Genomic DNA, 20,282 nt, shown 5'->3' on the forward strand with positions numbered 1-20,282 from the left:
CGCTTCAGCATCGGCGGCATGACTACGACAACCGATCGATTCATGGTCCGGCGCGACGGGGTCGCGATCCCGGTGTCTCGCGGGGGCGAGGGGCGACCCCTCGTCTTCTGTCCCGGTCTGACCTCGACACAGGCCGAGCTGGGCGAACTCATCACGCTGCTGCGGCGTGACTTCGATGTCATGACCTTCGACCTGCGGGGCCACGGCCTGTCCCCGGCGGTCGACCGTCCTTCCTTCGATACGTTCCTCGGTGATTTCGCCGCCGTGCTGGCGGAGGTGGGAGGTCTCGGTCTGCCCGCGCAGCCCGTGCTCGCGGGTCACTCGTACGGCGCGGACCTGATCGTGCACTATGCCGCCGAGCATCCCGACGCCGTCGGCGAGCTCGTTCTCATCGACGGGGCCAATCCCATACCCGCACCGTTCATCACCGCGACCGATCTGCCGGAGTTGCGCGCACTGTGGGAAAACCTGGCGGCACACGAAAGTAGCGGCGGCACAACGTATCAGGTGTCGCTCACCGCGCGGGAAATCCTCGACCTCAATCTCGAGCTGGACGTGCTCCGCTCCGGGATCACCCTGGACATCGATGTGGCCGGGCCCGGAATCATCGACCGGTACCGCAGGATCGACTGCCCGATCCACATGATCATGTCGACCTCGATGGCCGGCGACAGTGATGCTGGACGGGCCCCGCGGCACAATCGGCTGTGGCGGGCGGGCATCGAGCGGCTCGTGCACGAGCGGCCACACATTTCCACGTCCTGGCTCGATGCCACGCACGCGCTGGTCGTCACCCATGTCTCGGACGTCGCCCGGATGATCCGGACCGGGTGCACTCGGTCAACCGCGTGATACCCCCGAGCTGTTCCCGTCTCGGGGAGACTGGCCCGATGCTGACGATCGGCGAGCTCGCGTCCTACGTCGGGGTGACGGTGCGCGCGGTGCGGCACTACCACGCCAAAGGGCTACTGCCGGAGCCGGAACGGGACCACTCGGGCTATCGCCGGTACGGTGCGGACGCCGTGGTCGAACTGATCAAGATCCGGACCCTCGCCGTGGCCGGGGTACCGCTCGCGCGCGTGCGAGAGTTGCTCCGGGCAGACCCGGAGGAGTTCACCGCGGCCATCGCGGAGATCGACGAGCGGTTGCGGGCCGAGATCCGGCAACGGCAGCGGCATCGCGAGCAGATCGCCCGCCTGGCGGTCGGCGACAGCCTGGTGCTGCCGACGGACGTGGTCGAGTTCCTCTACCGATTACGGGCGCTGGGCGTCGACGAGCGGATCATCCGGGTCGAACGCGACGGCTGGATTCCGTTGGCCGCGTCGGCTCCCGAGCGTGTCCCGGTACTGATCGCCCGCAAGCGCGAGCAGCTCGCCGGGACGCCGCTCGCCGACTTCTACCTGACCCTGAGCGACGCCCTCGACCGCCCCGACGACGACCGGGCACTGGTCGCCCTGGTCGACAGGATGGCCGCCTACCTCACCGTGCTCGCCGACGAACAGGGCGAGGACTACGTCGGCGGTGAGATAGAGCCGTCCCTGGCAAGGCTTCTCGACACACTGGCGTTCGACGCCGCCCCGTCGGCCCGGCGGCTGGCCGACCTGCTGGCCGGTCGCGGCTGGACCGGCTGGACCAAACTCGAGCGCACGCGGCCGAACCGGCGGTAGCGGAGTGTTCGGCATCGAGCGGAGATGATGCGGCTGGTCCCGCCGAACCGGTTCAGCGGCAGTCGAACTCGCTGTTCGCGGTTCCGGCCACGAAGGCATCCCACTCGCCGGGCGTGAACCACAGCTCAGGGCCGCCGGGGTTCTTGCTGTCGCGGACTCCGGTGCGGCCTTCGGCGTGGCAGACCTCCACGCACTGCTTGCCGCCCTCGGACCGGCTGGACTTGTACCAGTCGCCTGTATTCGGCTTGTTCACGCCGCGTACTCCTTCGCAACTCGAAGCATGAGGTCTCTGGAACCCTCCTCGGACAACGCTACCGTCCGGAGGTTCTCGATCGCCTCGCGATATTCGGAGAGCTCTTCCTCATGTTCATGGAAAGTGCTGCCGAGCGCTCCCTCGGCGAATACGACCGGGGGCAGCGGCATGCCGTGTGTGCTGTCGGGGAACTGCAGTAGGGAGAAGCCCTGCATCGTCAGCCCGCGATGAGGCCCGGCTCGGAATGGAACCACTCTGAGCCGCACCGTTTCTCCCACCTCCCCCAGACTTCGGAACTGGTCAGCCATCACTGCTGGGTCGCCAGGCAGATGGCACAGAACCGCCTCGGAAATGAACGCTTCCAGCTGAAATGCATTGTCGAGGACCAGTTTTCGCTTCGCGGTCAACTCCAGGCGGCGTTCCATGTCGACTGCGGACAGTCCGGGTTCGTTGATGGAGATGATGGCACGGCGATACGCGGGTGTTTGCAGCAATCCGGGGATCATGGTCGGCTGGTAGGTGATGACGGATTCGGCGGCGGACTCCAGGCGAAGAAACTTTGGGAAGTTCGGAGCGATCTGATCGGTGTAGGACTTCCAGAATCCTTTGGAATTTCCCTGGAGCCTTTCCGCTTTCGCCTGCTCCTTGACTTCGTCCCATAGGGCCAAGGCTTCGCTGCGACTCCCGGCGTCGGCGCCGTAGAAATCGAGCAGACTTTTGAGCTGCATGGTGCTGATCTTGGTTGCCCAGCCGTCCTCCATGCGCTGGATGGTCATGCGTGACACCTCGGCCTCCAAACCTGCCGCCAGCAAAGTCTTTCCGGCGCGGTCTCGCAATTCGCGAATGAGGTTTCCGAAGGCTCTGCGAGAGACTGTCGATCCTGTCATTTCGTTAGCCTCGCTATCTGCGTGTGCTTCGAACTGTTCAGGTGCGGTGTGTGCGTGCACATTTCGTGCATGCACAGCGCGTGCATGTTCAAACTGTGCGCCCATCATATTCGTTCTGCATCACGCTGTGAACGGTTCAGAAAAGCTCGCTCGGGTGTCTACTGGAGTAGGCGGCGGGCGATGGAATCGCATCTGAACCGCCGACTTCGTCCCGATATCTCGGCAACGGAATTCGATGGGGTGATTCGATATGTCTTGGGAGACTTGCGTGCTCGTAGCGCTCGTTATGTTGTGCACCGCCGTGACCGTCTGGGGGTTTCTGGGGATCCGGGCCGGCGGCGAGGTCAGATTCCTCCGACTCGACAGCATCGGGGGCGGGGGACACCTCTACGTCCCCGCGGCCGGTGGCGGGGGACGGTGGCATCGGGGACAGCATCGGGCCGGAATCGCGCGGGGAGTGTGATCGGCGATGACGAACCCCTACTTCTACTTCGCTCGATCACCGTATCCGCGCCGTGCAACGTCCGGGGGCGACAACCACCCCCGGCGCTCTACTGCTAATGAAAATCATTATCATGTAGGGATGACTTCAGCCCCCGCACCCGCCCCGCTGCCCGTGACCGTGCTCTCCGGCTTCCTCGGGGCGGGCAAGACCACCCTGCTCAACCACATCCTCGCCAACCGGGAGGGGCGGCGGGTCGCCGTCATCGTCAACGACATGAGCGAGGTCAACATCGACGCCGCGCTCATCGAGGGGCAGGGGCATCTGGACCGGACCGAGGAGAAGCTGGTCGAGCTGACCAACGGGTGCATCTGCTGCACGCTGCGGGAGGATCTGCTCGAATCGGTCGGCAAGCTCGCGCGGGAGGGGCGGTTCGACCAGCTCGTCATCGAATCGACCGGGATCTCCGAACCCATGCCGGTGGCGGCGACCTTCGAGTGGGAGTTCGAGGACGGGTTCACCCTCGGGGAGCTTGCGCGGCTGGACACCATGGTCACCGTGGTCGACGCCTCGACGTTCCTGGCCGAAGTGGTGAAGGGGCAGGCCCTCGCGGACCGGGACATGCAGGCGGGGGAGGGAGACGCGCGCACCATCGCCGACCTGCTCGTCGATCAGGTCGAATTCGCGAACGTGCTGGTGCTCAACAAGACCGACCTGGTGAGCCGCAACGCGGTGGGCACCGTCGAGGCCATGCTGCGCCGGCTCAATCCGCAGGCGCACATCGTGCACGCCGCCCACGGGGTGGTGGAGCTGTCCGAGGTGCTCGGCACCGGCCGCTACAACCCCGACATCGCCGCGCAGTACGAGGGCTGGGACGAGGAACTGGCCGGCGGCCACACCCCGGAAACCGAGGAATACGGCATCAGCAGCATCACCTTCACCGCCGACCGGCCCTTCCATCCCGAACGCCTGGAGGCGGCCCTCGCGCAGATGCAGCGCCTGCTGCGCAGCAAGGGCTTCTTCTGGCTCGCGACCCGCGCCGACCTGGCCGCCATCTGGTCGCAGGCCGGGCCGAATCTGACCTTCGAGGCGGGCGCGTACTGGTCGGCGCTGGATATGCCGCCGGGCCAGGAGATCGTCTTCATCGGGGTGAAGCTGGACCGTCCGCACGTGCGCGACCTGCTGAACTCGGCCCTGCTCACCGACGCGGAAATGGCTGCGGGGCCGGTGGTTTGGGCCGGATACGCCGACCCGTTCCCGTCCTGGGGCGCGGCGCACGACCACGCCTGACCCGGGGCGGGGCGCGCCGGTCGCCGCCCGACGTGCGAGCGGCGACCGGCACTGCCCATCGCCGATGCCGGGCGTCGATACCCCGGCTCGGCCACATCGCCGATCTCGAACTCAATTCGAGATGGCGGGCGTGCGGCGCACGTAGGTGGTGTCGGTGAGCTGCTCGACGAGGAAATCCGCGATGTCGGCGCGTGAGATCTTCAGCGTCAGCCCCTTCTCGTCCGGCCCGAAATTCCGGCGGTAGGCGCCCTCGGCCGGTCCATCGGTGAAAGCGCTGGGGCGCACGATGGTCCAGTCCAGGTTCGACGCCCGCACGTACCCCTCCTGCACGTTGTGGTCGGCCATCGCCGGCCGCAGCAGCAGGCCGAACAGGATGTACTTCCACAGGAAGTTCAGGTTGCCGTGGCTGTCGCCCGCGCCCAGGGTGGACTGGCAGACGAGCCGCTTCACGCCCGCGCGCTCCATGGCCGCCATGATGATTCGCGTGCCCTCGGCGCGGACCACGCCCTTGCGCCCGGCGCCGAGGCAGACCAGCACGGCCTCCTGGCCGAGCACCGTCCGCTCCACCGCCGCCGGGTCCAGCACGTCGCCGACCACCACACGCAGCCGCTCGTGGGAGACGGTGATGTTGTCCGCGTTACGGGTGAGCGCGGTGACCTCGTGACCGGCCTCGAGCGCCTTGGTCAGGACGACGCGGCCGAGGGTGCCGGTAGCTCCGAAAAGTGCGATACGCATTGTGTTCTCCTGGTGAAATCCGTTGGTAACTCGCTGAATCCAGTACACCAACCGAGACCGCGCGGAACCATCGCCGTGCGTCTCGCGGACATGCGGGAGACGCTCGCGCGCCGAACGAGGGGGAGAACGCGCGAGACCCGCGCCCCCGGAGGGTTGCGGGTCTCGTGACGTGCGGACAGCTCAGCCGAGCTGGGCGAAGAACTCGCGGATGTCGGCGATCAGCACCTCCGGCGCCTCGTGGGCGGCGTAGTGCCCGGCCGCGTCGTTCGCGCCGCCGCCGTGCACGGAGGTCGCGTCGTAGGAGTTCCAGCGCACGATGTTCTTGTGATCGCGCTCGGCGAAGCGGCGGATCGACTGGAAGTCACCCTTGAACATGGCCAGCGCGGTCGGCACGGTGGTCGGGCCCTGCGGGTGATCGGTGGTGTGGGCGTCCTCGTAGTAGAAGCGGATCGAGGAGCCCGCGGTGCCGGTCAGCCAGTAGATCGCGATGTTGCCGATGATGAAATCGGCGTCCAGGGATTCGCCGAAGAGCTGGGAGTTCCAGCCCAGCAGGCCCACCGGGGAATCGGCGAGCGCGAAAGCCAGGGTCTGCGGCTGCTGGCTGTGCAGCATGTTGAACGCCATCTTGTTCTCGTGGAACCACTGCAGGATCGCCAGCCCGGCCAGGTCCTCCTCGGACAGGTCCGCCATCTCCGCCGGATCGCCGGACGGGAACGAGAACAGCTGCGTCACATGGACTCCGATCACCTTGTCGGGGGCGATGCGGCCCATCTCGGGGGAGATCATCGAGCCGCCGTCGTTGCCGATCGCGCCGTACCGCTGGTAGCCGAGGCGGTCCATGAGCTCGACCCAGGCGCGGGCGGTGCGGTAGCGGCTCCAGCCGGTGCTGCGGGTCGGGCCGGAGAACCCGAAGCCGGGCACCGACGGAATGACCAGGTGGAAGGCGGGATCGGTGTCCGAGGCCGGCGCGGTGAGCGGTTCGATGACGTCGAGGTACTCGAGGATCGAGCCCGGCCAGCCGTGGGTCAGGATCACCGGCGTCGCGTCGGCGCGCTCGGAGCGGATGTGCAGGAAGTGGATGTCCTCGCCCTCGATCTCGGTGGTGAACTGCGGGTACGAGTTCAGCTTCGCCTCGAGCGCCCGCCAATCGAAGGACTCCAGCCAGTACTCGGCGAGCTCGCGCACCCGCCGGTTCGGCACGCCGTAGGTGTCGGCGACGTTCGGGAGTTCGTGCGGCCACAGCGTCCGGCGCAGCCGATCGGCCAGATCGTCCAGCCGGGCCTGGGGGACGTCGATGCGGAAGGGCTTGATGGCGGCGGCGGTGGTGCTCATGTCGTTCTCCTCGTTTGGAACGGAATGTTTCGTTCTGTTTCCAACGATAGCGGAACAGATCATTCCGTTCAAGTGCTATTCTCGATTCATGCCGAAGATTTCCGAAACCCCAGCTCAGCGCGGACTGCCCGGCCGCAAGGCGCAGGCCGCCCGCAACGACGAACTCATCCTGGCGGCCGCGCGCGAGGTGTTCCTGGCCGATCCCAAGGCGCCCATCTCCGCGGTCGCGGAGCGGGCCGGGGTGGGCATCAGCGCACTGTACCGGCGCTACCCGGGCAAGGAGGATCTGCTGCGCACCCTCTGCTACGACGGATTACGCCGCTACAACGTCGAAGCCGAAGCGGCGCTGGAGGATTCCGACGGCTGGCGCGGGTTCGTGGGCTTCCTCGAGCGGGTCGTGGACGCGGACGTGCACTCGCTGACCACGCACCTCGCGGGGACCTTCACCCCGGACGACTCGATCCTGCCGGACATCCAGCGAGCCGGCGCCCTCAACACCGAAATCCTGCGCCGCGCACACGAATCGGGCCGTCTGCGACCCGCCGCCACCGTCGCCGACGTCGGCCTGATCCTCGAATCCTGCGCCGCCATCACGCTGCCGGACGCCGAGCGCACCGCCCAGCTGCGCCGCCGCGTCCTGGCCCTGCTGGTGGACGGGCTCGCCACCGTCGGCGAGCTGCCCGGCCCGCCGCCCGCGCCGGACGAGTTCGCGCACCGCTGGCAGCGGCGCTGAACCGGGCCGGCACGGGGTGGCGGTGGCCGGCACGGGAGCGGCCCATCGGTGAAAACCGATGGGCCGCAACGCAAAACCGTGTCACCTGGTCGAATCTCTGCACGCCGGTGCGGCGTCGCCGATCGGGAGACGACCGTCAGGAAACGACCGTCAGGAAACGACGGGCAGGTACACCTTGCCGCCGGTCGAGGCGAACTCGGCCGACTTCTCGGCCATGCCCGCCTCGATGGCGGCCACATCGGTCAGGCCCTGCTTCTCTGCGTACTCGCGCACGTCGGCGGAGATGCGCATCGAGCAGAACTTCGGACCGCACATGGAACAGAAGTGCGCGGTCTTGGCGGGCTCGGCGGGCATGGTCTCGTCGTGGTACTCCCGCGCGGTGTCGGGGTCCAGCGACAGGTTGAACTGGTCGTGCCAGCGGAACTCGAAGCGCGCCTTGGACAGCGCGTCGTCGCGGTCCTGGGCGTGCGGGTGCCCCTTGGCCAGGTCCGCGGAGTGCGCGGCGATCTTGTAGGTGATGACGCCGACCTTCACGTCATCGCGGTTGGGCAGGCCCAGGTGCTCCTTCGGCGTGACGTAGCAGAGCATGGCGGTGCCGGCCTGCGCGATGATCGCGGCGCCGATGGCCGAGGTGATGTGGTCGTACGCGGGCGCGATGTCGGTGGCGAGCGGGCCGAGGGTGTAGAACGGGGCCTCCTCGCACAGCTCCTCCTCGAGCCGCACGTTCTCCACGATCTTGTGCATGGGCACGTGGCCCGGGCCCTCGATCATCACCTGCACGCCATAGGATTTCGCGATCTTCGTGAGCTCGCCCAGGGTGCGCAGCTCGGCGAACTGGGCCTCGTCGTTGGCGTCCGCGATCGAACCGGGCCGCAGGCCGTCACCGAGGGAGAAGGTGATGTCGTACTTCGCCAGGATCTCGCAGAGCTCGCGGAAGTTGGTGTACAGGAACGATTCCTGATGATGCGCCAGGCACCACGCGGCCATGATCGACCCGCCGCGCGAGACGATGCCGGTGACGCGCTTGGCGGTCAGCGGCACGTAGCGCAGCAGCACGCCCGCGTGCACGGTCATGTAGTCCACGCCCTGCTCGGCCTGCTCGATCACGGTGTCGCGGTAGATCTCCCAGGTGAGCCTGGTGGGATCGCCGTTCACCTTCTCCAGCGCCTGGTAGATCGGCACGGTGCCGACCGGGACGGGGGAGTTGCGCAGGATCCACTCGCGGGTCTCGTGAATGTTCTTGCCGGTGGACAGATCCATGATGTTGTCCGCGCCCCAGCGGGTGGCCCACACCATCTTCTCGACCTCCTCGGAGATCGAGGAGCTCACGGCCGAGTTGCCGATATTGGCGTTGATCTTCACCAGGAACTTCTTGCCGATGATCATCGGCTCGCACTCGGGGTGATTGTGGTTCGCGGGAATCACCGCGCGCCCGGCCGCGACCTCTTCGCGCACCACCTCGGGTTCGACGCCCTCGCGCGCGGCGATGAAGCGCATCTCCGCGGTGATGATTCCCGCGCGCGCCCAGGCCAGCTGGGTGCGCGGACCCGGAACATCGGGCTTGGCCCAGGAGTCGCGGGTGCGCGGCAGCCCGGCCTCGAGATCGATCACCGCGGTGTCGTCGGTGTACGGGCCCGAGGTGTCGTACAGGTCGAAATGCTCGCCGTTGGTGAGATTGACCCGGCGCACCGGAATGCGCAGCGTGACCCCGTCGGATTCGACGAGTTCGTAGTGCTTGACGCTGCCCTCGATGGGGCCGGTGGTCACGGTGTCTACGGGCGCGGACGTCCCGGTGGCACGATTCGACATGGAAAAGAATCCTCCCTACGCCGGCATTACCCGGTCAGGTTCATACGGTCGACGGCCCTGACGCCTTGCGGCTAGCCGTCCTCTCAGCCCGCTGGTGCGAGCCCCCGTTGGCAGTGATTACCGCAGCCGACCTTACCGGGCGTCCGGAACCCGCGAGACCTACCCGCGCGGACCGGCCGATACCCGCGCAAACCGGACGGCCGTGCCCGGGAAGCAGCCGGGCACGGCCGTCGACGTGGGGTTTCGCGGATTCCGCGCTAGGCCGTGCCCTCGTAGGCCGCGCGCAGGGCGGCGAGATCGATCTTCTTCATGCCGTACATCGCCCGCATGGCACGGTTGCGGCCCTCGGGGTCCGGACCGCCGACCAGCTCGTTCGCCTCGGCCGGCCAGACCTGCCACGGGACGCCGTATTTGTCGTTGAGCCAGCCGCATTCGATCTCCTTGCCGCCGTCGGCGAGCAGGGCCGCCCAAAGCCGATCGACCTCGGCCTGATCGTCGCAGTTGATCAGCAGGGACATCGCGTGCGTGTAGGCGAACTCGCCGCCGCCGTTGATGGCGGTGAAGTGCTGGCCGTTCAGCTCGAACTCCACCAGCATGGTCAGGTCGCTCTCGCGCATGCCCGCCTCGCCGTAGGGCTGCACGTCGATGATCTTGGAGTCCGCGAAGAGCGAACAGTAGAACTCCGCGGCCTGCTCGGCCTCGGTGTCGAACCACAGGTTGGTGACGATCTTCTGCATGACGGTCCTCCTGAGCGGGGTTGTAGCCGTTACCCGTACAGACGGCGCGACCGCGCCGGATTCATCGGCTCCCATCATCCCCCGCGGGGCGGCGGGGTCAGTTCTCGCGCGGGCCGATCGGCCAGCCCAGCGCGCCGAAGGTGGCGTTCAGGCCGATCTCGGTCTGGGTGACGAGGGCGTCCACGTTCGCCAGCATCGTGACCACGTTCTCGGTCCGGCATCCCACCGGATCGGCCGCGCCCGGAGCGAGCCGGGCCTTGATCCAGTTGAAGGCGTCGGCCATGCCGAGGGTGGTCAGGGTCAGGTGCTCGCTGAGGTGATCGCGCTTGTAGAGCACCGACGATCCCGCCGCGCACCAGCGGCCGACCATGCGGTCGTTGGTGAACCACGGCACCGCCTCGTCGAAGACGCCCTGGTACACGAACATCGGCGCGGTCGGTGCGGTACCGCCGAGCACCGTTTGATCGAAGACCTCGGCGATCTCGGGCAGCGCCAGGAAGTCCGCGATCGGAATGTCCAGCAGCCGTTGATAATCGGTGAACATCAGGTTGAGCACGTTGCGCACCAGGCACTGGTTCGCGGTGCGGTCCATGATCGCCCGGCCCTCGGCGGTCAGGTGCCGGTCGGTGGTCTCGGCGAACGTCGGGTAGGCGTTGCGCAGCGCGGCGATCCCGACGCCGATCAGGCTCGCGAACATCGAACCGTTCACGTGCAGCAGCGATTCCACGTCCGACACCGGCGCGCCCAGCGCGATGCCCGCGATGTTCAGCTCCGGCGCGTAGGTGGGTTGCATCTCCGCGGCCCAGCCGCTGCCCATCCCACCGCCGGAGTAACCCCACAGGGCCACCGGGGTATTCGCGCCGTCCAGCCCGAGCGGTTCGAACGCCTCGGCCGCGCGGATGCTGTCCAGGATCATGTAGCCGGGCTCCTTGGCCACGGCCAGATTTCCGTTCAGGCCCTCGTAATCGGGCACGTTGACGGCGTAACCCTGACTGATCGAGGCCGCCAGCTCCAGATACTCGACGGTGGAGTGGATGCCCTCCAGCGCGGGCAGCCCGCCGCCCTGCCGCAGGACGTACGAGGGCGCGCAGTGCGGCGCGGTGCTGTCGTAGAAGAACTGGTGCGAGACCAGTGGTCGGCCGCGAGAAGTGTTCGCCCCCTGTGGAATCGCGACCGTGGTCGCCGCCACCGTCGGCCGATCGAACAGGTCGGTGGTGCGAAACAGCAGCTGCCAGGCGCGCACCCGCACCGGCAGGACGGTCAGCACCGCGAGCTGCACCTCGCGCGAGCGCAGAATCGCGCCCGGCGCAAGGGATTCGAAGCCCTCCGGTGCGCTGTAGAACGGATCCACGTTCGGCGGCAGCGGTTGCGCGGCGGCCCGCGGCGCGGTCGCCGTTCCCCCGAGCAGTACCGCCGCCGATGCCGATACCGCCGCGACCAGCGCGAGCGCGGTCAGCCGGCGCCGCCCCCGACGCCGGCGATCCCCGATGATTGCCACGTCTGTTCCCTCTCCTCGACGTGACAGCGATTACAGCACGGTGACCGGTTGCCAACAAGATGTCTTTCTGAAAAGGCGGCCGCTAATCTGTGGGCATGACCCGCAGCAACCCAGCCGCGGCACCGGATCGGACCCCCGTGCGGCGCCGTATTCGCGGCCTCGACGCCGATGAGCGCAGTGCGCAGCGCCGTCGTCAACTGCTCACCGCCGCCACCGAACTCTTTGCGAGGCAGGGCTATTCGGGTACCTCGATCGAACAGATCTGCCAGGCGGCCTTCGTCGGCACCAAGGGCTTCTACGATCACTTCGACAGCAAGGAATCGTGCTACACCGCGCTGCTGCTGCAGATCACGCACGATATTCAGGAGCGCGTGGCGCAGGTGGCGGCCGAGGCGGCCACGCTGGACTGGCACGACCGGCTACCGCTGGTGATCGGCGCGTTCGTGCACGCCATCGCCGACGACTCCCGGCTGGCCAAGGTCACCTTCGGTGAGGCGGGCGGCATTTCGCCCGCGGTCGAGGCCCAGCGCCGCACCAACCGCCGCTGGGCCGCGGCCTTCCTGGCGCAACAGTGGCCGGATCGGGCCGCGCTCGACGAGCGCCAGGATCTGGCCCTGAGCCTGGCCACCGTCGGCGGCATGTTCGAACTCGTCACCGATTGGCTGAATCATCACGACGACGGCGGCGATCCGGACAGCGTGGAGACCCTCGCCGAGGATCTGAACCGCTTCGTCATCGTGGTGGACGTCGGCCGGCAGGCCGCGCGCTAGCGCTGGAAACGCAACGCGGGCCGATCCTTTCGGATCGGCCCGCATATCGGTTCCCGGCGGCCGGGATGCGCGTGGCGCTACTTCCCGCCGTTGGCGGATCCGGACGCGGATCCGGTCAGCAGGGGCAGCAGGAACTGCAGGAACGCCGGGTTGCACGTGGGCGGCTGCGACGAGGTGCAGCCGTAATCCGACGAGCCGATCGGGCTCGCGGCCTGCGGCGCGGCGGCGGTGGCCATCGCGGACGCGGCCAGCTGGGCGGGAACGAGCAGGGCGCCCGCGAGGGCGATGCCGGCAATGCGCTTGTTCATTCGATACCTCGGTGTATTCGGTTCAAGGGAGCCGAGATGAAGTTATCGTTTCGAACCCTCGCCGCGCTGCCCCCGCTTATCGGGTCATCGGGGTGCACCGCCGCGGCCCGCGATCCGGCTGAGGTCGGTACATGTGCTGACCGGAAGCCTATTTGGCGAGCGCGGGCTCCGGAACAGGCTGCGCGGCAGCGGCTTCCGGCACTTCCTCTTCCAGGCCGATCCGCTTGTGCAGCGCGGCAAGGGGTTTGGGCGCCCACCAGTTGCCGGTGCTCATCAGGCGCATCAGGGCCGGGACCAGCAGGCCGCGAATCACCGTGGCGTCCGCGATGACCGCCAGGGCCAGGCCGATGCCGAAGAGCTTCATCGCGGTCACCTCGGAGGTGGCCACCGCGAGCAGGACCACCGCCATCAAACCGGCCGCGGCGGTGAAGATCCGGCCGGTGCGGGCCACGCCCATCGCCACCGAATGGGTGTTGGCGGCGCTGGTCCGGTCCGAGGCCAGCCACTCCTCGCGAATGCGGGAGAGCAGGAAGACCTCGTAGTCCATGGACATGCCGAAGGCGATGCAGAACATGAGCACCGGCATGAACAGATCCGTGCTGCCGGTCGGGGTGAAGCCGAGGACCCCGGACAGGTGCCCGTCCTCGAAGATCCAGATCATGGCGCCGAACGTGGCCGTGAGCGAGAGCGCGTTCAGGATCAGCGCCTTGAACGGGAGCACCACGCTGCCGGTGAACAGGAACAGCAGGATCAGGGTGATGATCGCGATGATCGCGCCCGCCAGCGGCAGCCGGTCGATCACCGAATCCATGGTGTCCTCGTTCAGCGCGGCCGCGCCGCCGAACAGCACCGGGCCCGGGGCCTGCACCGCGCGCAGCGCCGCGAGCTGATCCTCGCCCTCCTGCGAATACGGCGCGACCGTGGTGCCCACCGAGAGGTAGGCCCCGTGCGGTCCGGACATGGTCGCGATGCCGGGGGCCATCTTGGCCGAATTCATGTACACGCCATCGCTGGAGAGCACGGCCGGCACGCCCGGCACCGCCGACAGCGCCTTGGCGTACGCGCCGATCTGCTCGGCCGAACCGCGGAACTCCGGCAGCACCACGACCGCGCTGGAGGCCATGTCGGCGTTGAAGTCCGAGCGCAGGGCGTCGCCGACCTGGCGGCTGGAGGCGAAGGTGCCGATCATCCGGTCGTCGGGCGTGCCGAAATGCACCGACAGGAACGGGGATCCGACGAACAGCAGCAGGGCGCCGGTGACCAGCGAGACCGGCAGCGCGCGCCGCATGACCCCGGTCACCAGGCGGTACCAGAAGCTCTCCGCGGGCGGCTTCGGCGCGCTCTCACCGCGACCGAGCAGGCGGCGCACCGGCTTTCGCAGATCCCAGGCGTTGATCCGATCGCCGAGCAGCACGAGCGCGGCGGGCAGCAGCACCACCGAGGCCGCGACCGCCGCGAGCACGACGGCCACGCCGGCGTAGGCGAAGGACTTGAAGAACGGCTGCGGGAAGACCGCCAGCGCGGCCAGCGCCAGGGCCACGGTGAGCCCGGAGAAGACGACGGTGCGCCCGGCGGTCTGCACGGCGCGCGCGATGGCAGCCTTGGGATCTCGGCCCGCGGCGACCTCCTCGCGGTACCGGCTCACGATGAACAGGCTGTAGTCGATGGCGAGCGCGAAGCCCAGCGCGCTGGTCATGTTCAGTGCGAAGAGCGAGACGTCCATGACCATGGTGAGCAGGCGCAGGATGCCGAGCGTGGCCGCGATCGCGAACAGGCCCACCGCCAGCGGCAGCATGGCCGCGACCACGCTGCCGAACACCAGCACCAGCAGCACGGCCGTGATCGGGATGGCGATCGCCTCGGACACCAGCAGATCCTTCTCGACCTGCCGGTTGATGTCGGCGAAGGTGCCCGCCATGCCGCCGGTCCGGACCTGCACGCCGTCGCGGTCGCCGTTGAGTTCGGCGCTCAGCGCGTTCGCGGCGATCTGCACCTCGTTGTCGGTGCCCTGCAGAGTGGCCATGATCAGGCCGCGCTTGCTGTCCTTGCTGCGCAGGCCGGTGGCCAGATCGGGCCGCGCGGTGGTGCTCGTCCAATAGGACTGCACGCCGGTCACTTCGGGGTCCGCGGTGAGCAGATCGGTGATGCGCTGGGCCTCGGCGCGCGATTCCGGGCTGTTCACCCCGCCCTCGGAGGTGATCATGACGATGATGTTGGGATTGCCGTCGGGGAAGCTGTCGGCCATGAACTGGTTGGCCTGCACCGACTCCAGTTCACCGGTGAGATAGCCGCCGCCGACCATGTGTGACTTCGCGGTGGCACCGAAGCCGCCGCACATAATCATCAGCAACAACGCGGCCACCAGGACGGCGCGCGGCCGAGCCGTGGCGGTCCGGGCAAGACTGGTCAACATTGACGCGCACCCTCCGAGGTCTTCTGACTTCGGAACGGTAGCGTTCAACTTCTGGCTCTAGCGATGCCCAGTGACCATGGTCATGCCCATGCCCGGCCGCTATCAGCCGGCGATACGGCCGCGCACCTCGCCGAGCCCGAGCGTGCCGCCACCCACCGCGGGCGCGACGGCGGTGATGCTCACCTCGTCGCCGTCCTCCAGGAACGTGCGCCGCACCCCGTTCAGATCGATGGGCTCGCGGCCGTTCCGGCTCATCTCCATCAGCGAGCCGCGCTGATCGCGCGCGGGCCCGGAGATGGTGCCGGAGGCGAACAGATCGCCGGTGCGGGTGGAGGCCCCGTTCACCGTCATGTGCGCGAGCAGTTGCGCGGGGGACCAGTACATGCGGTCGAACGGGGGAGCGGACACGCGCTGCCCGTTCCAGTCCACGCGCACCTCGATATCCAGCCCCCAGGGTGCGCTGTCGCCGAGATAGGGCAGCGGGCGCGGTTCCTGCGCGGGCAGCGGAATCCGCGCCGCGTCCAGCGCGTCCAGCGGGGTCACCCAGGCCGAGAGCGTGGTTGCGAACGACTTGCCCAGGAACGGGCCGAGCGGCTGACCCTCCCAGCCCTGGATGTCGCGCGCCGACCAGTCGTTGACCAGCGCGACCCCGAAGACGTGGGCGTCGAAATCGGCCGTGCGCACCGGGCTGCCCAGCGGCGAGCCCGCTCCCACCAGGAAACCCAGCTCCGCCTCGATGTCCAGGCGTCGGCTCGGCCCGAAATCCGGTGCGCCGGAGTCGGTCCGGTACTGCCCGTGCGGGCGCCGGATCTCGGTGCCGGACACCACCACGGTCCCCGCCCGGCCGTGGTACCCCACCGGCAGGTGCCGCCAATTCGGCAGCAGCGCTTCACCGTTGGGGCGCAGCAGTTCTCCCATGGTGGTGGCGTGGTCGAGGCTGGCGTAGAAGTCGACGTAGTCGCCGATCTCCACGGGTAGCTCCAGGCGCACCGCGGCCACCGAATGCACGGCTGCCGCGGGCAATTCGCCCTCCGCGGCCGTGCGCACCCGTTCGCGCACCTCGGTCCAGCACTGCGGCCCCTGGGTCATGAAGGCGTTCAAGCTGGACCGCGCGAACATCGGATCGTCCAGCGCCACCGCCAGATCGATGACCGAATCGCTGAGCCGCGCACCCACCCGCGGCTCGCCGCCCAGCGGCCGGAAGACGCAGTAGGGCAGATGGGCGAGGCCGAAACCCGAGTCCTCGGGCACCTCGATACGTACGCGACTGCTCATGACCCCTGCACCTTCCCACCCACTCGCCGCTGTCGATCCACCGATTGTGTCGCTGTCAGATCCACTCCCGGTCGGGGCCGCGCCCCGACCAGGTCCACGCGTATCCCGGGTCCTCGCAGGCCAGGGCCGCCGCACCCAACTGCAGCGGATGAAAGGTGTCCACCATGACCGCCAGCTCGTCGAAGAACTCCAGGCCGATGCTGCGTTCGTAGGCGCCGGGCTGCGGGCCGTGCGCGTAGCCGCCGGGATGCACCGACACCGAGCCCTGGCCGATCCCGGATCCCTTGCGCGCCTCGTAGTTTCCGCCGCAGTAGAACATGATCTCGTCGGAGTCCACGTTGGAGTGGTAGTACGGCACCGGTATCGAGAGCGGGTGGTAGTCCACCTTGCGCGGCACGAAGTCGCAGACCACGAAGTTCTGGCCGGCGAACGCCTGGTGCGCGGGCGGCGGCTGATGCACGCGGCCGGTGATCGGCTCGAAGTCGGCGATGTCGAAGGCGAACGGATACAGACAGCCGTCCCAGCCCGTGACATCGAAGGGGTGCTCGGCGTACACCATTCGGGTACCGGCGATCTCGCCCGCCGGGCGGTGTTTGACGAGGACCTCGACGTCGGCGCCGGTGCGCAGCAGCGGTTCGGCCGGGCCGTGCAGATCCCGTTCGCAGTAGGGCGCGTGCTCGAGCAGCTGCCCGTACTTCGAGAGATAGCGCTGCGGCGGGGTGATGTGGCCGGAGCCCTCGATCAGGTAGGCGCGCAAGGGTTCCGGGCCGTCGGGCAGCCAGCGATGGGTGGTGGCGCGCGGGAGCAGCACCTGATGTCCGGGATGCACCCGGAGCGCGCCGAAGACCGTCTCCACCACGCCGGTCCCGGACTCGATGTAGACCAGTTCGTCGCCGATGGCATTGCGGTACAGCGGTGATTCGGCGAGCGCGGCCACGTAGGAGATCCGCACGTCGGCGTTGCCGAGAATCAGGCGCCGGCCGGTGACCACGTCGGTCGCGGCGAGCACGGACTCCGGGAACAGCTCGTGCAGCTTCAGATGCCGGTGCCGCAGTGGATGATTGGGAAAGGTGCGCTGATCGGGCAGGTCCCAGACGGTGGAATCGACGATGGCGGGCGGCAATCCGCGGTGATAGAGCAGCGAGGAGTCGCCGGAGAAACCCTCCTCGCCCATCAGCTCCTCGTAATAGAGCCTGCCCTGCTCATCACGATGCTGGGTATGCCGCTTGGGCGGCACCACCCCCACCTGCCGATAGAACGTCATCACCGTCTCCCGCGCACCGATGGTCGTCGGTCCCCATCGTAGCCACCGGATTGCCGGGCGGGCCGGGTTTCAGGCGTGCCGCAGGGCCCGGTACACCGCCGCGCCCACGAACTCGCCCAGGGTGTCCGGCGTCCACTCGCCGGGATCGCCGAGCATGGTGCGCACCGCGCCCTCACCGGCCGAGACCCACAGCTCCACCAGGGCGGGCAGCTTCTGCTCGGCGTCGGCGGTGCCCCAGGCGCGCAGGGTCGGGCGCAGTCGCCGGGTGCAGCGTTCCACCGCCAGATCGCGCCCGCGGCCGAAGGATTTGACCACCGCGGGATCGGGATTGCCGTAGAGCAGCCGCCAGCCGTCGGGGCGCGCGGTGGCCACGTGCAGCAGCGCCCGGAAACCCTCCACGAACACCGCCTCGTCGGCTTCGACCCGGCGGCGCGGCAGCGCTTCGAGCACCCCGGCGAGCATGAGCGATTCCTCGCGCTGGATGAGCGCCTCGATGAGCTCGACCCGATCGGCGAAGCACGCGTACACGACCGGCCGGGTGACCTTCATCCGATCGGCGACGGCGGCGATGGTGACCGCCGCGATGCCGTCCCCGGCCGCGATCTCGAGCGCGGTGTCGAGCACCTGCGGACGACGGCGTTCGGGCCCCAGATGCCGTGCACGCTGGCGGGGTCGTACAGCCGATTCGGTGCCCATGAGCACCGACCATAGCAGCGAATCCGGAGGACGGATCGGCAGGTCGGGGGCGGTCCCGAGCAGGCCGCCCGGTATGTGGCCTTCGTGTGCCCGCCGCGTTGCGAGATCATTTCCTACAGTGACGAATAAAAATGCTACATTCACGAAGGAAAGAGGTGGCGCACCGGACGACCGGGCCCGAGGAAAGACGGAATATGACGCAGACCTTGTTCGATCCCACGACCTACGAGTTCGCGGAATTCGACGCCGAGACCCGGCGGCTGCTGCGCGCCACCATCGCGTGGTTCGAGGACCGGGGCAAGGCTCGTCTGCTCGCGGACGCGCGCGACCGCGTCTGGTACGCGGAGTTCCTCGACTTCATCAAGCGCGAGCGCGTTTTCGCCACGTTCCTGACCCCGGCGGCCGAGGCGAACGGCGACCCGAACAAGCGCTGGGACACCGCGCGCATCGCCATGATGAGCAAGATCCTCGGCTTCTACGGCATGCAGTACTGGTACGTCTGGCAGGTCACGATCCTCGGCCTCGGGCCGATCTGGCAGAGCTCGAACGCGCAGGCCAAGGCGCGCGCCGCCGCCGATCTGGATTCCGGTGAGATCTTCGCGTTCGGGCTGTCCGAACAGGACCACGGCGCGGACGTGTACTCCACGGACATGGTGCTCGAGCCCAAGGCCCGCGGCGGCTACACCGCCACCGGCGGCAAGTACTACATCGGCAACGGCAACCAGGCGAGCATGGTCTCGGTCTTCGGCCGCCGCGCCGATAAGCCCATCATCGACAGCTCGGACTTCCTGCGGAAGATGACCGACGAGGAGTACTCGGGCTACCTGTTCTTCGCCGCGGACTCCCGGCACAAGAACTACAAGCTCCGCAAGAACGTCGTCGACTCCCAGATGTACGTGGCCGCTTTCGATCTCGAGAAGTACCCGGTCGCCGAGTCCGACATCCTGCACACCGGCCGCGCGGCCTTCGACGCCGCGATGAACACGGTCAACGTCGGCAAGTTCAACCTCGGCTTCGGCGCGGTCGGGGCCTGCGAGCACGCCATGTACGAGGGCGTCACGCACGCCGAGAACCGAATGCTGTTCGGCCACAACGTGACCGAGTTCCCGCAGGTGAAGGCGCTGCTGGCGGACAACTACGCCCGGCTGATCGGGATGAAGCTCTACAGCGAGCGGGCCATCGACTACATGCGCTCGGCCGGGCCCGGCGACCGCCGCTACCTGCTGTTCAACGCCATCGAGAAGATGTCGGTCACCCGCAACGGGCAGCAGCTCTTCGAGGACCTGGCCGACGTCATCGCCGCGCGCGGGTTCGAGAACGACACCTACTTCTCCATGGCCCTGCCGCCCATGTTCGGGCTGCCCCGCCTCGAGGGCACGGTGCACGTGAACATGGCGCTGTCGCTGAAGTTCATGCCCAACTACATGTTCCACCCCGCCGATGCCGGGCTGGCGGCGCTGCGCTACCTGCCCGGCGCCGGCGCCGCGCCGAAGGGACTGGTGCGCGGCGTATCCGACGCGCTGAGCTGGACCAGCCGCCGCGCGACCGGGCCCGCGAGCAAGGCCGTTCCGAAGCTGAAGTCCGAATTCGACAGCGCCGCATACGCTCCCGTGCCGACCCGCCGCGACGCCGCGGACGACGAGTTCCTGTTCCGGCAGGGCCCGAGCAGCGGGCTGGGCCGGATCCGCTTCGCGGACTGGCGGCCGATCTTCCGCCGCTTCGCCCACATCCCCAACGTCGCGGTGTTCCTGGAGCAGGCGCAGGCGCTGCAGACCCTGCTCGCGGTGGCCACCCCGACCGCCGCGCAGCAGGCCGACGTGGACTTCCTGTTCGGACTCGGCGAGCTCTTCACGGTGATCCCGTACGCCCAGCTGATCCTGGAACAGGCCGAGATCGAGGGCACCGACCCGGCCGTGCTGGATCAACTCTTCGACCTGTTCGTGCGTGACGTGTCGGGCCACGCGGTGACCCTGCACGGCAAACCCTCCGCGACCAGGGCGCAGCAGACCCGCGCCCTGGATCTGGTGCGGCGCCCGGCGCCGTCACAGGCCCGTTTCGACGCGGTGGTGAAGCTGGTCCGGGGTCTTTCGGGCGTGTACGCCATGAATCCCTGATCGGCCCTGCGAGACTCCGAAGCGGACTCGCTAACCCGACAAAACAGACACAGCAAATT

The 20,282-nt window shown here is 68.2% G+C and carries 18 protein-coding genes and 1 riboswitch; of the genes, 6 read left to right on the top strand and 12 right to left on the bottom strand.

Features of this window, described 5'->3' with window-relative positions:
* Positions 1–18: 18 nt before the first annotated feature.
* A complete protein-coding gene (locus ACWIGI_RS23355; RefSeq protein WP_454204559.1) occupies positions 19–852 on the top strand; it encodes an alpha/beta fold hydrolase in 834 nt (277 codons plus the stop codon).
* Positions 853–890: 38 nt separating this feature from the next.
* Positions 891–1,667 (top strand): MerR family transcriptional regulator, encoded by a 777-nt coding sequence (locus tag ACWIGI_RS23360; RefSeq protein WP_454204560.1) that lies wholly within the window; start codon positions 891–893, stop codon positions 1,665–1,667.
* A gap of 52 nt (positions 1,668–1,719) precedes the next feature.
* Here ACWIGI_RS23360 and ACWIGI_RS23365 read toward each other — a convergent pair whose 3' ends face one another.
* Both ACWIGI_RS23365 and ACWIGI_RS23370 read right to left on the bottom strand, forming a co-directional pair.
* Positions 1,720–1,920: a DUF397 domain-containing protein gene (locus ACWIGI_RS23365; protein WP_454204561.1), complete on the bottom strand. Its 201-nt coding sequence runs from the start codon at positions 1,918–1,920 to the stop codon at positions 1,720–1,722.
* On the bottom strand, positions 1,917–2,915 hold the full coding sequence (locus tag ACWIGI_RS23370) for a helix-turn-helix domain-containing protein (RefSeq protein WP_454204562.1): 999 nt from the start codon (positions 2,913–2,915) through the stop codon (positions 1,917–1,919). The genes ACWIGI_RS23365 and ACWIGI_RS23370 overlap by 4 nt, the downstream gene beginning before the upstream one ends.
* A gap of 475 nt (positions 2,916–3,390) precedes the next feature.
* Here ACWIGI_RS23370 and ACWIGI_RS23375 point away from each other — a divergent pair, with 475 nt between their 5' ends.
* Positions 3,391–4,539: a GTP-binding protein gene (locus tag ACWIGI_RS23375; protein ID WP_454204563.1), complete on the top strand. Its 1,149-nt coding sequence runs from the start codon at positions 3,391–3,393 to the stop codon at positions 4,537–4,539.
* 111 nt (positions 4,540–4,650) lie between these two features.
* Here the strand turns inward: ACWIGI_RS23375 and ACWIGI_RS23380 are convergent, their stop codons facing one another.
* Together ACWIGI_RS23380 and ACWIGI_RS23385 are read right to left on the bottom strand one after the other, a co-directional pair.
* A complete protein-coding gene (locus ACWIGI_RS23380) occupies positions 4,651–5,274 on the bottom strand; it encodes an NAD(P)-dependent oxidoreductase (RefSeq protein ID WP_454204564.1) in 624 nt (207 codons plus the stop codon).
* A gap of 180 nt (positions 5,275–5,454) precedes the next feature.
* Entirely contained in the window at positions 5,455–6,606 is a 1,152-nt protein-coding gene (locus ACWIGI_RS23385; protein ID WP_454204565.1) for an epoxide hydrolase family protein, read from the bottom strand.
* An 88-nt stretch (positions 6,607–6,694) separates the two neighbouring features.
* On the opposite strand from ACWIGI_RS23385, the gene ACWIGI_RS23390 reads away from it, so the two are divergent.
* Positions 6,695–7,339, top strand: coding sequence for a TetR/AcrR family transcriptional regulator (locus tag ACWIGI_RS23390; RefSeq protein WP_454204566.1), 645 nt, complete (start codon positions 6,695–6,697; stop codon positions 7,337–7,339).
* A gap of 150 nt (positions 7,340–7,489) precedes the next feature.
* On the opposite strand, the gene thiC is transcribed toward ACWIGI_RS23390, so the two are convergent.
* The 3 genes from thiC to ACWIGI_RS23405 all read right to left on the bottom strand — a co-directional run bounded on the left by thiC (position 7,490) and on the right by ACWIGI_RS23405 (position 11,383).
* On the bottom strand, positions 7,490–9,148 hold the full coding sequence (gene thiC / locus ACWIGI_RS23395; protein WP_454204567.1) for a phosphomethylpyrimidine synthase ThiC: 1,659 nt from the start codon (positions 9,146–9,148) through the stop codon (positions 7,490–7,492).
* A riboswitch (TPP riboswitch) is annotated at positions 9,144–9,266 on the bottom strand. It overlaps the preceding gene by 5 nt.
* A gap of 139 nt (positions 9,267–9,405) precedes the next feature.
* Entirely contained in the window at positions 9,406–9,885 is a 480-nt protein-coding gene (locus tag ACWIGI_RS23400) for a VOC family protein (protein WP_454204568.1), read from the bottom strand.
* A 97-nt stretch (positions 9,886–9,982) separates the two neighbouring features.
* The gene (locus tag ACWIGI_RS23405; protein ID WP_454204569.1) at positions 9,983–11,383 is read right to left on the bottom strand and encodes a lipase family protein; all 1,401 of its coding nucleotides are present in this window, start codon (positions 11,381–11,383) and stop codon (positions 9,983–9,985) included.
* Positions 11,384–11,478: 95 nt separating this feature from the next.
* Here ACWIGI_RS23405 and ACWIGI_RS23410 point away from each other — a divergent pair, with 95 nt between their 5' ends.
* Entirely contained in the window at positions 11,479–12,153 is a 675-nt protein-coding gene (locus ACWIGI_RS23410; RefSeq protein ID WP_454204570.1) for a TetR/AcrR family transcriptional regulator, read from the top strand.
* Positions 12,154–12,230: 77 nt separating this feature from the next.
* On the opposite strand, the gene ACWIGI_RS23415 is transcribed toward ACWIGI_RS23410, so the two are convergent.
* The 5 genes from ACWIGI_RS23415 to ACWIGI_RS23435 form a co-directional block, all read right to left on the bottom strand.
* Positions 12,231–12,461 (bottom strand): hypothetical protein, encoded by a 231-nt coding sequence (locus ACWIGI_RS23415; protein ID WP_454204571.1) that lies wholly within the window; start codon positions 12,459–12,461, stop codon positions 12,231–12,233.
* 148 nt (positions 12,462–12,609) lie between these two features.
* Positions 12,610–14,874: an MMPL family transporter gene (locus tag ACWIGI_RS23420; RefSeq protein WP_454204572.1), complete on the bottom strand. Its 2,265-nt coding sequence runs from the start codon at positions 14,872–14,874 to the stop codon at positions 12,610–12,612.
* 102 nt (positions 14,875–14,976) lie between these two features.
* Positions 14,977–16,149, bottom strand: a complete 1,173-nt coding sequence (gene fahA / locus ACWIGI_RS23425; protein ID WP_454204573.1) for a fumarylacetoacetase — start codon at positions 16,147–16,149, stop codon at positions 14,977–14,979.
* 55 nt (positions 16,150–16,204) lie between these two features.
* The gene (locus tag ACWIGI_RS23430) at positions 16,205–17,413 is read right to left on the bottom strand and encodes a homogentisate 1,2-dioxygenase domain-containing protein (RefSeq protein WP_454204574.1); all 1,209 of its coding nucleotides are present in this window, start codon (positions 17,411–17,413) and stop codon (positions 16,205–16,207) included.
* 69 nt (positions 17,414–17,482) lie between these two features.
* Positions 17,483–18,109 carry a TetR/AcrR family transcriptional regulator gene (locus ACWIGI_RS23435; RefSeq protein WP_454204575.1) on the bottom strand — a complete coding sequence of 209 codons (627 nt, stop codon included), beginning with the start codon at positions 18,107–18,109 and terminating at the stop codon, positions 17,483–17,485.
* A gap of 194 nt (positions 18,110–18,303) precedes the next feature.
* Between ACWIGI_RS23435 and ACWIGI_RS23440 the strand changes: the two genes are divergently transcribed.
* Positions 18,304–20,223 (top strand): acyl-CoA dehydrogenase family protein, encoded by a 1,920-nt coding sequence (locus ACWIGI_RS23440; protein WP_454204576.1) that lies wholly within the window; start codon positions 18,304–18,306, stop codon positions 20,221–20,223.
* The last annotated feature ends 59 nt before the right edge of the window (positions 20,224–20,282 follow it).

Source organism: Nocardia sp. NPDC055321 (assembly GCF_053645575.1).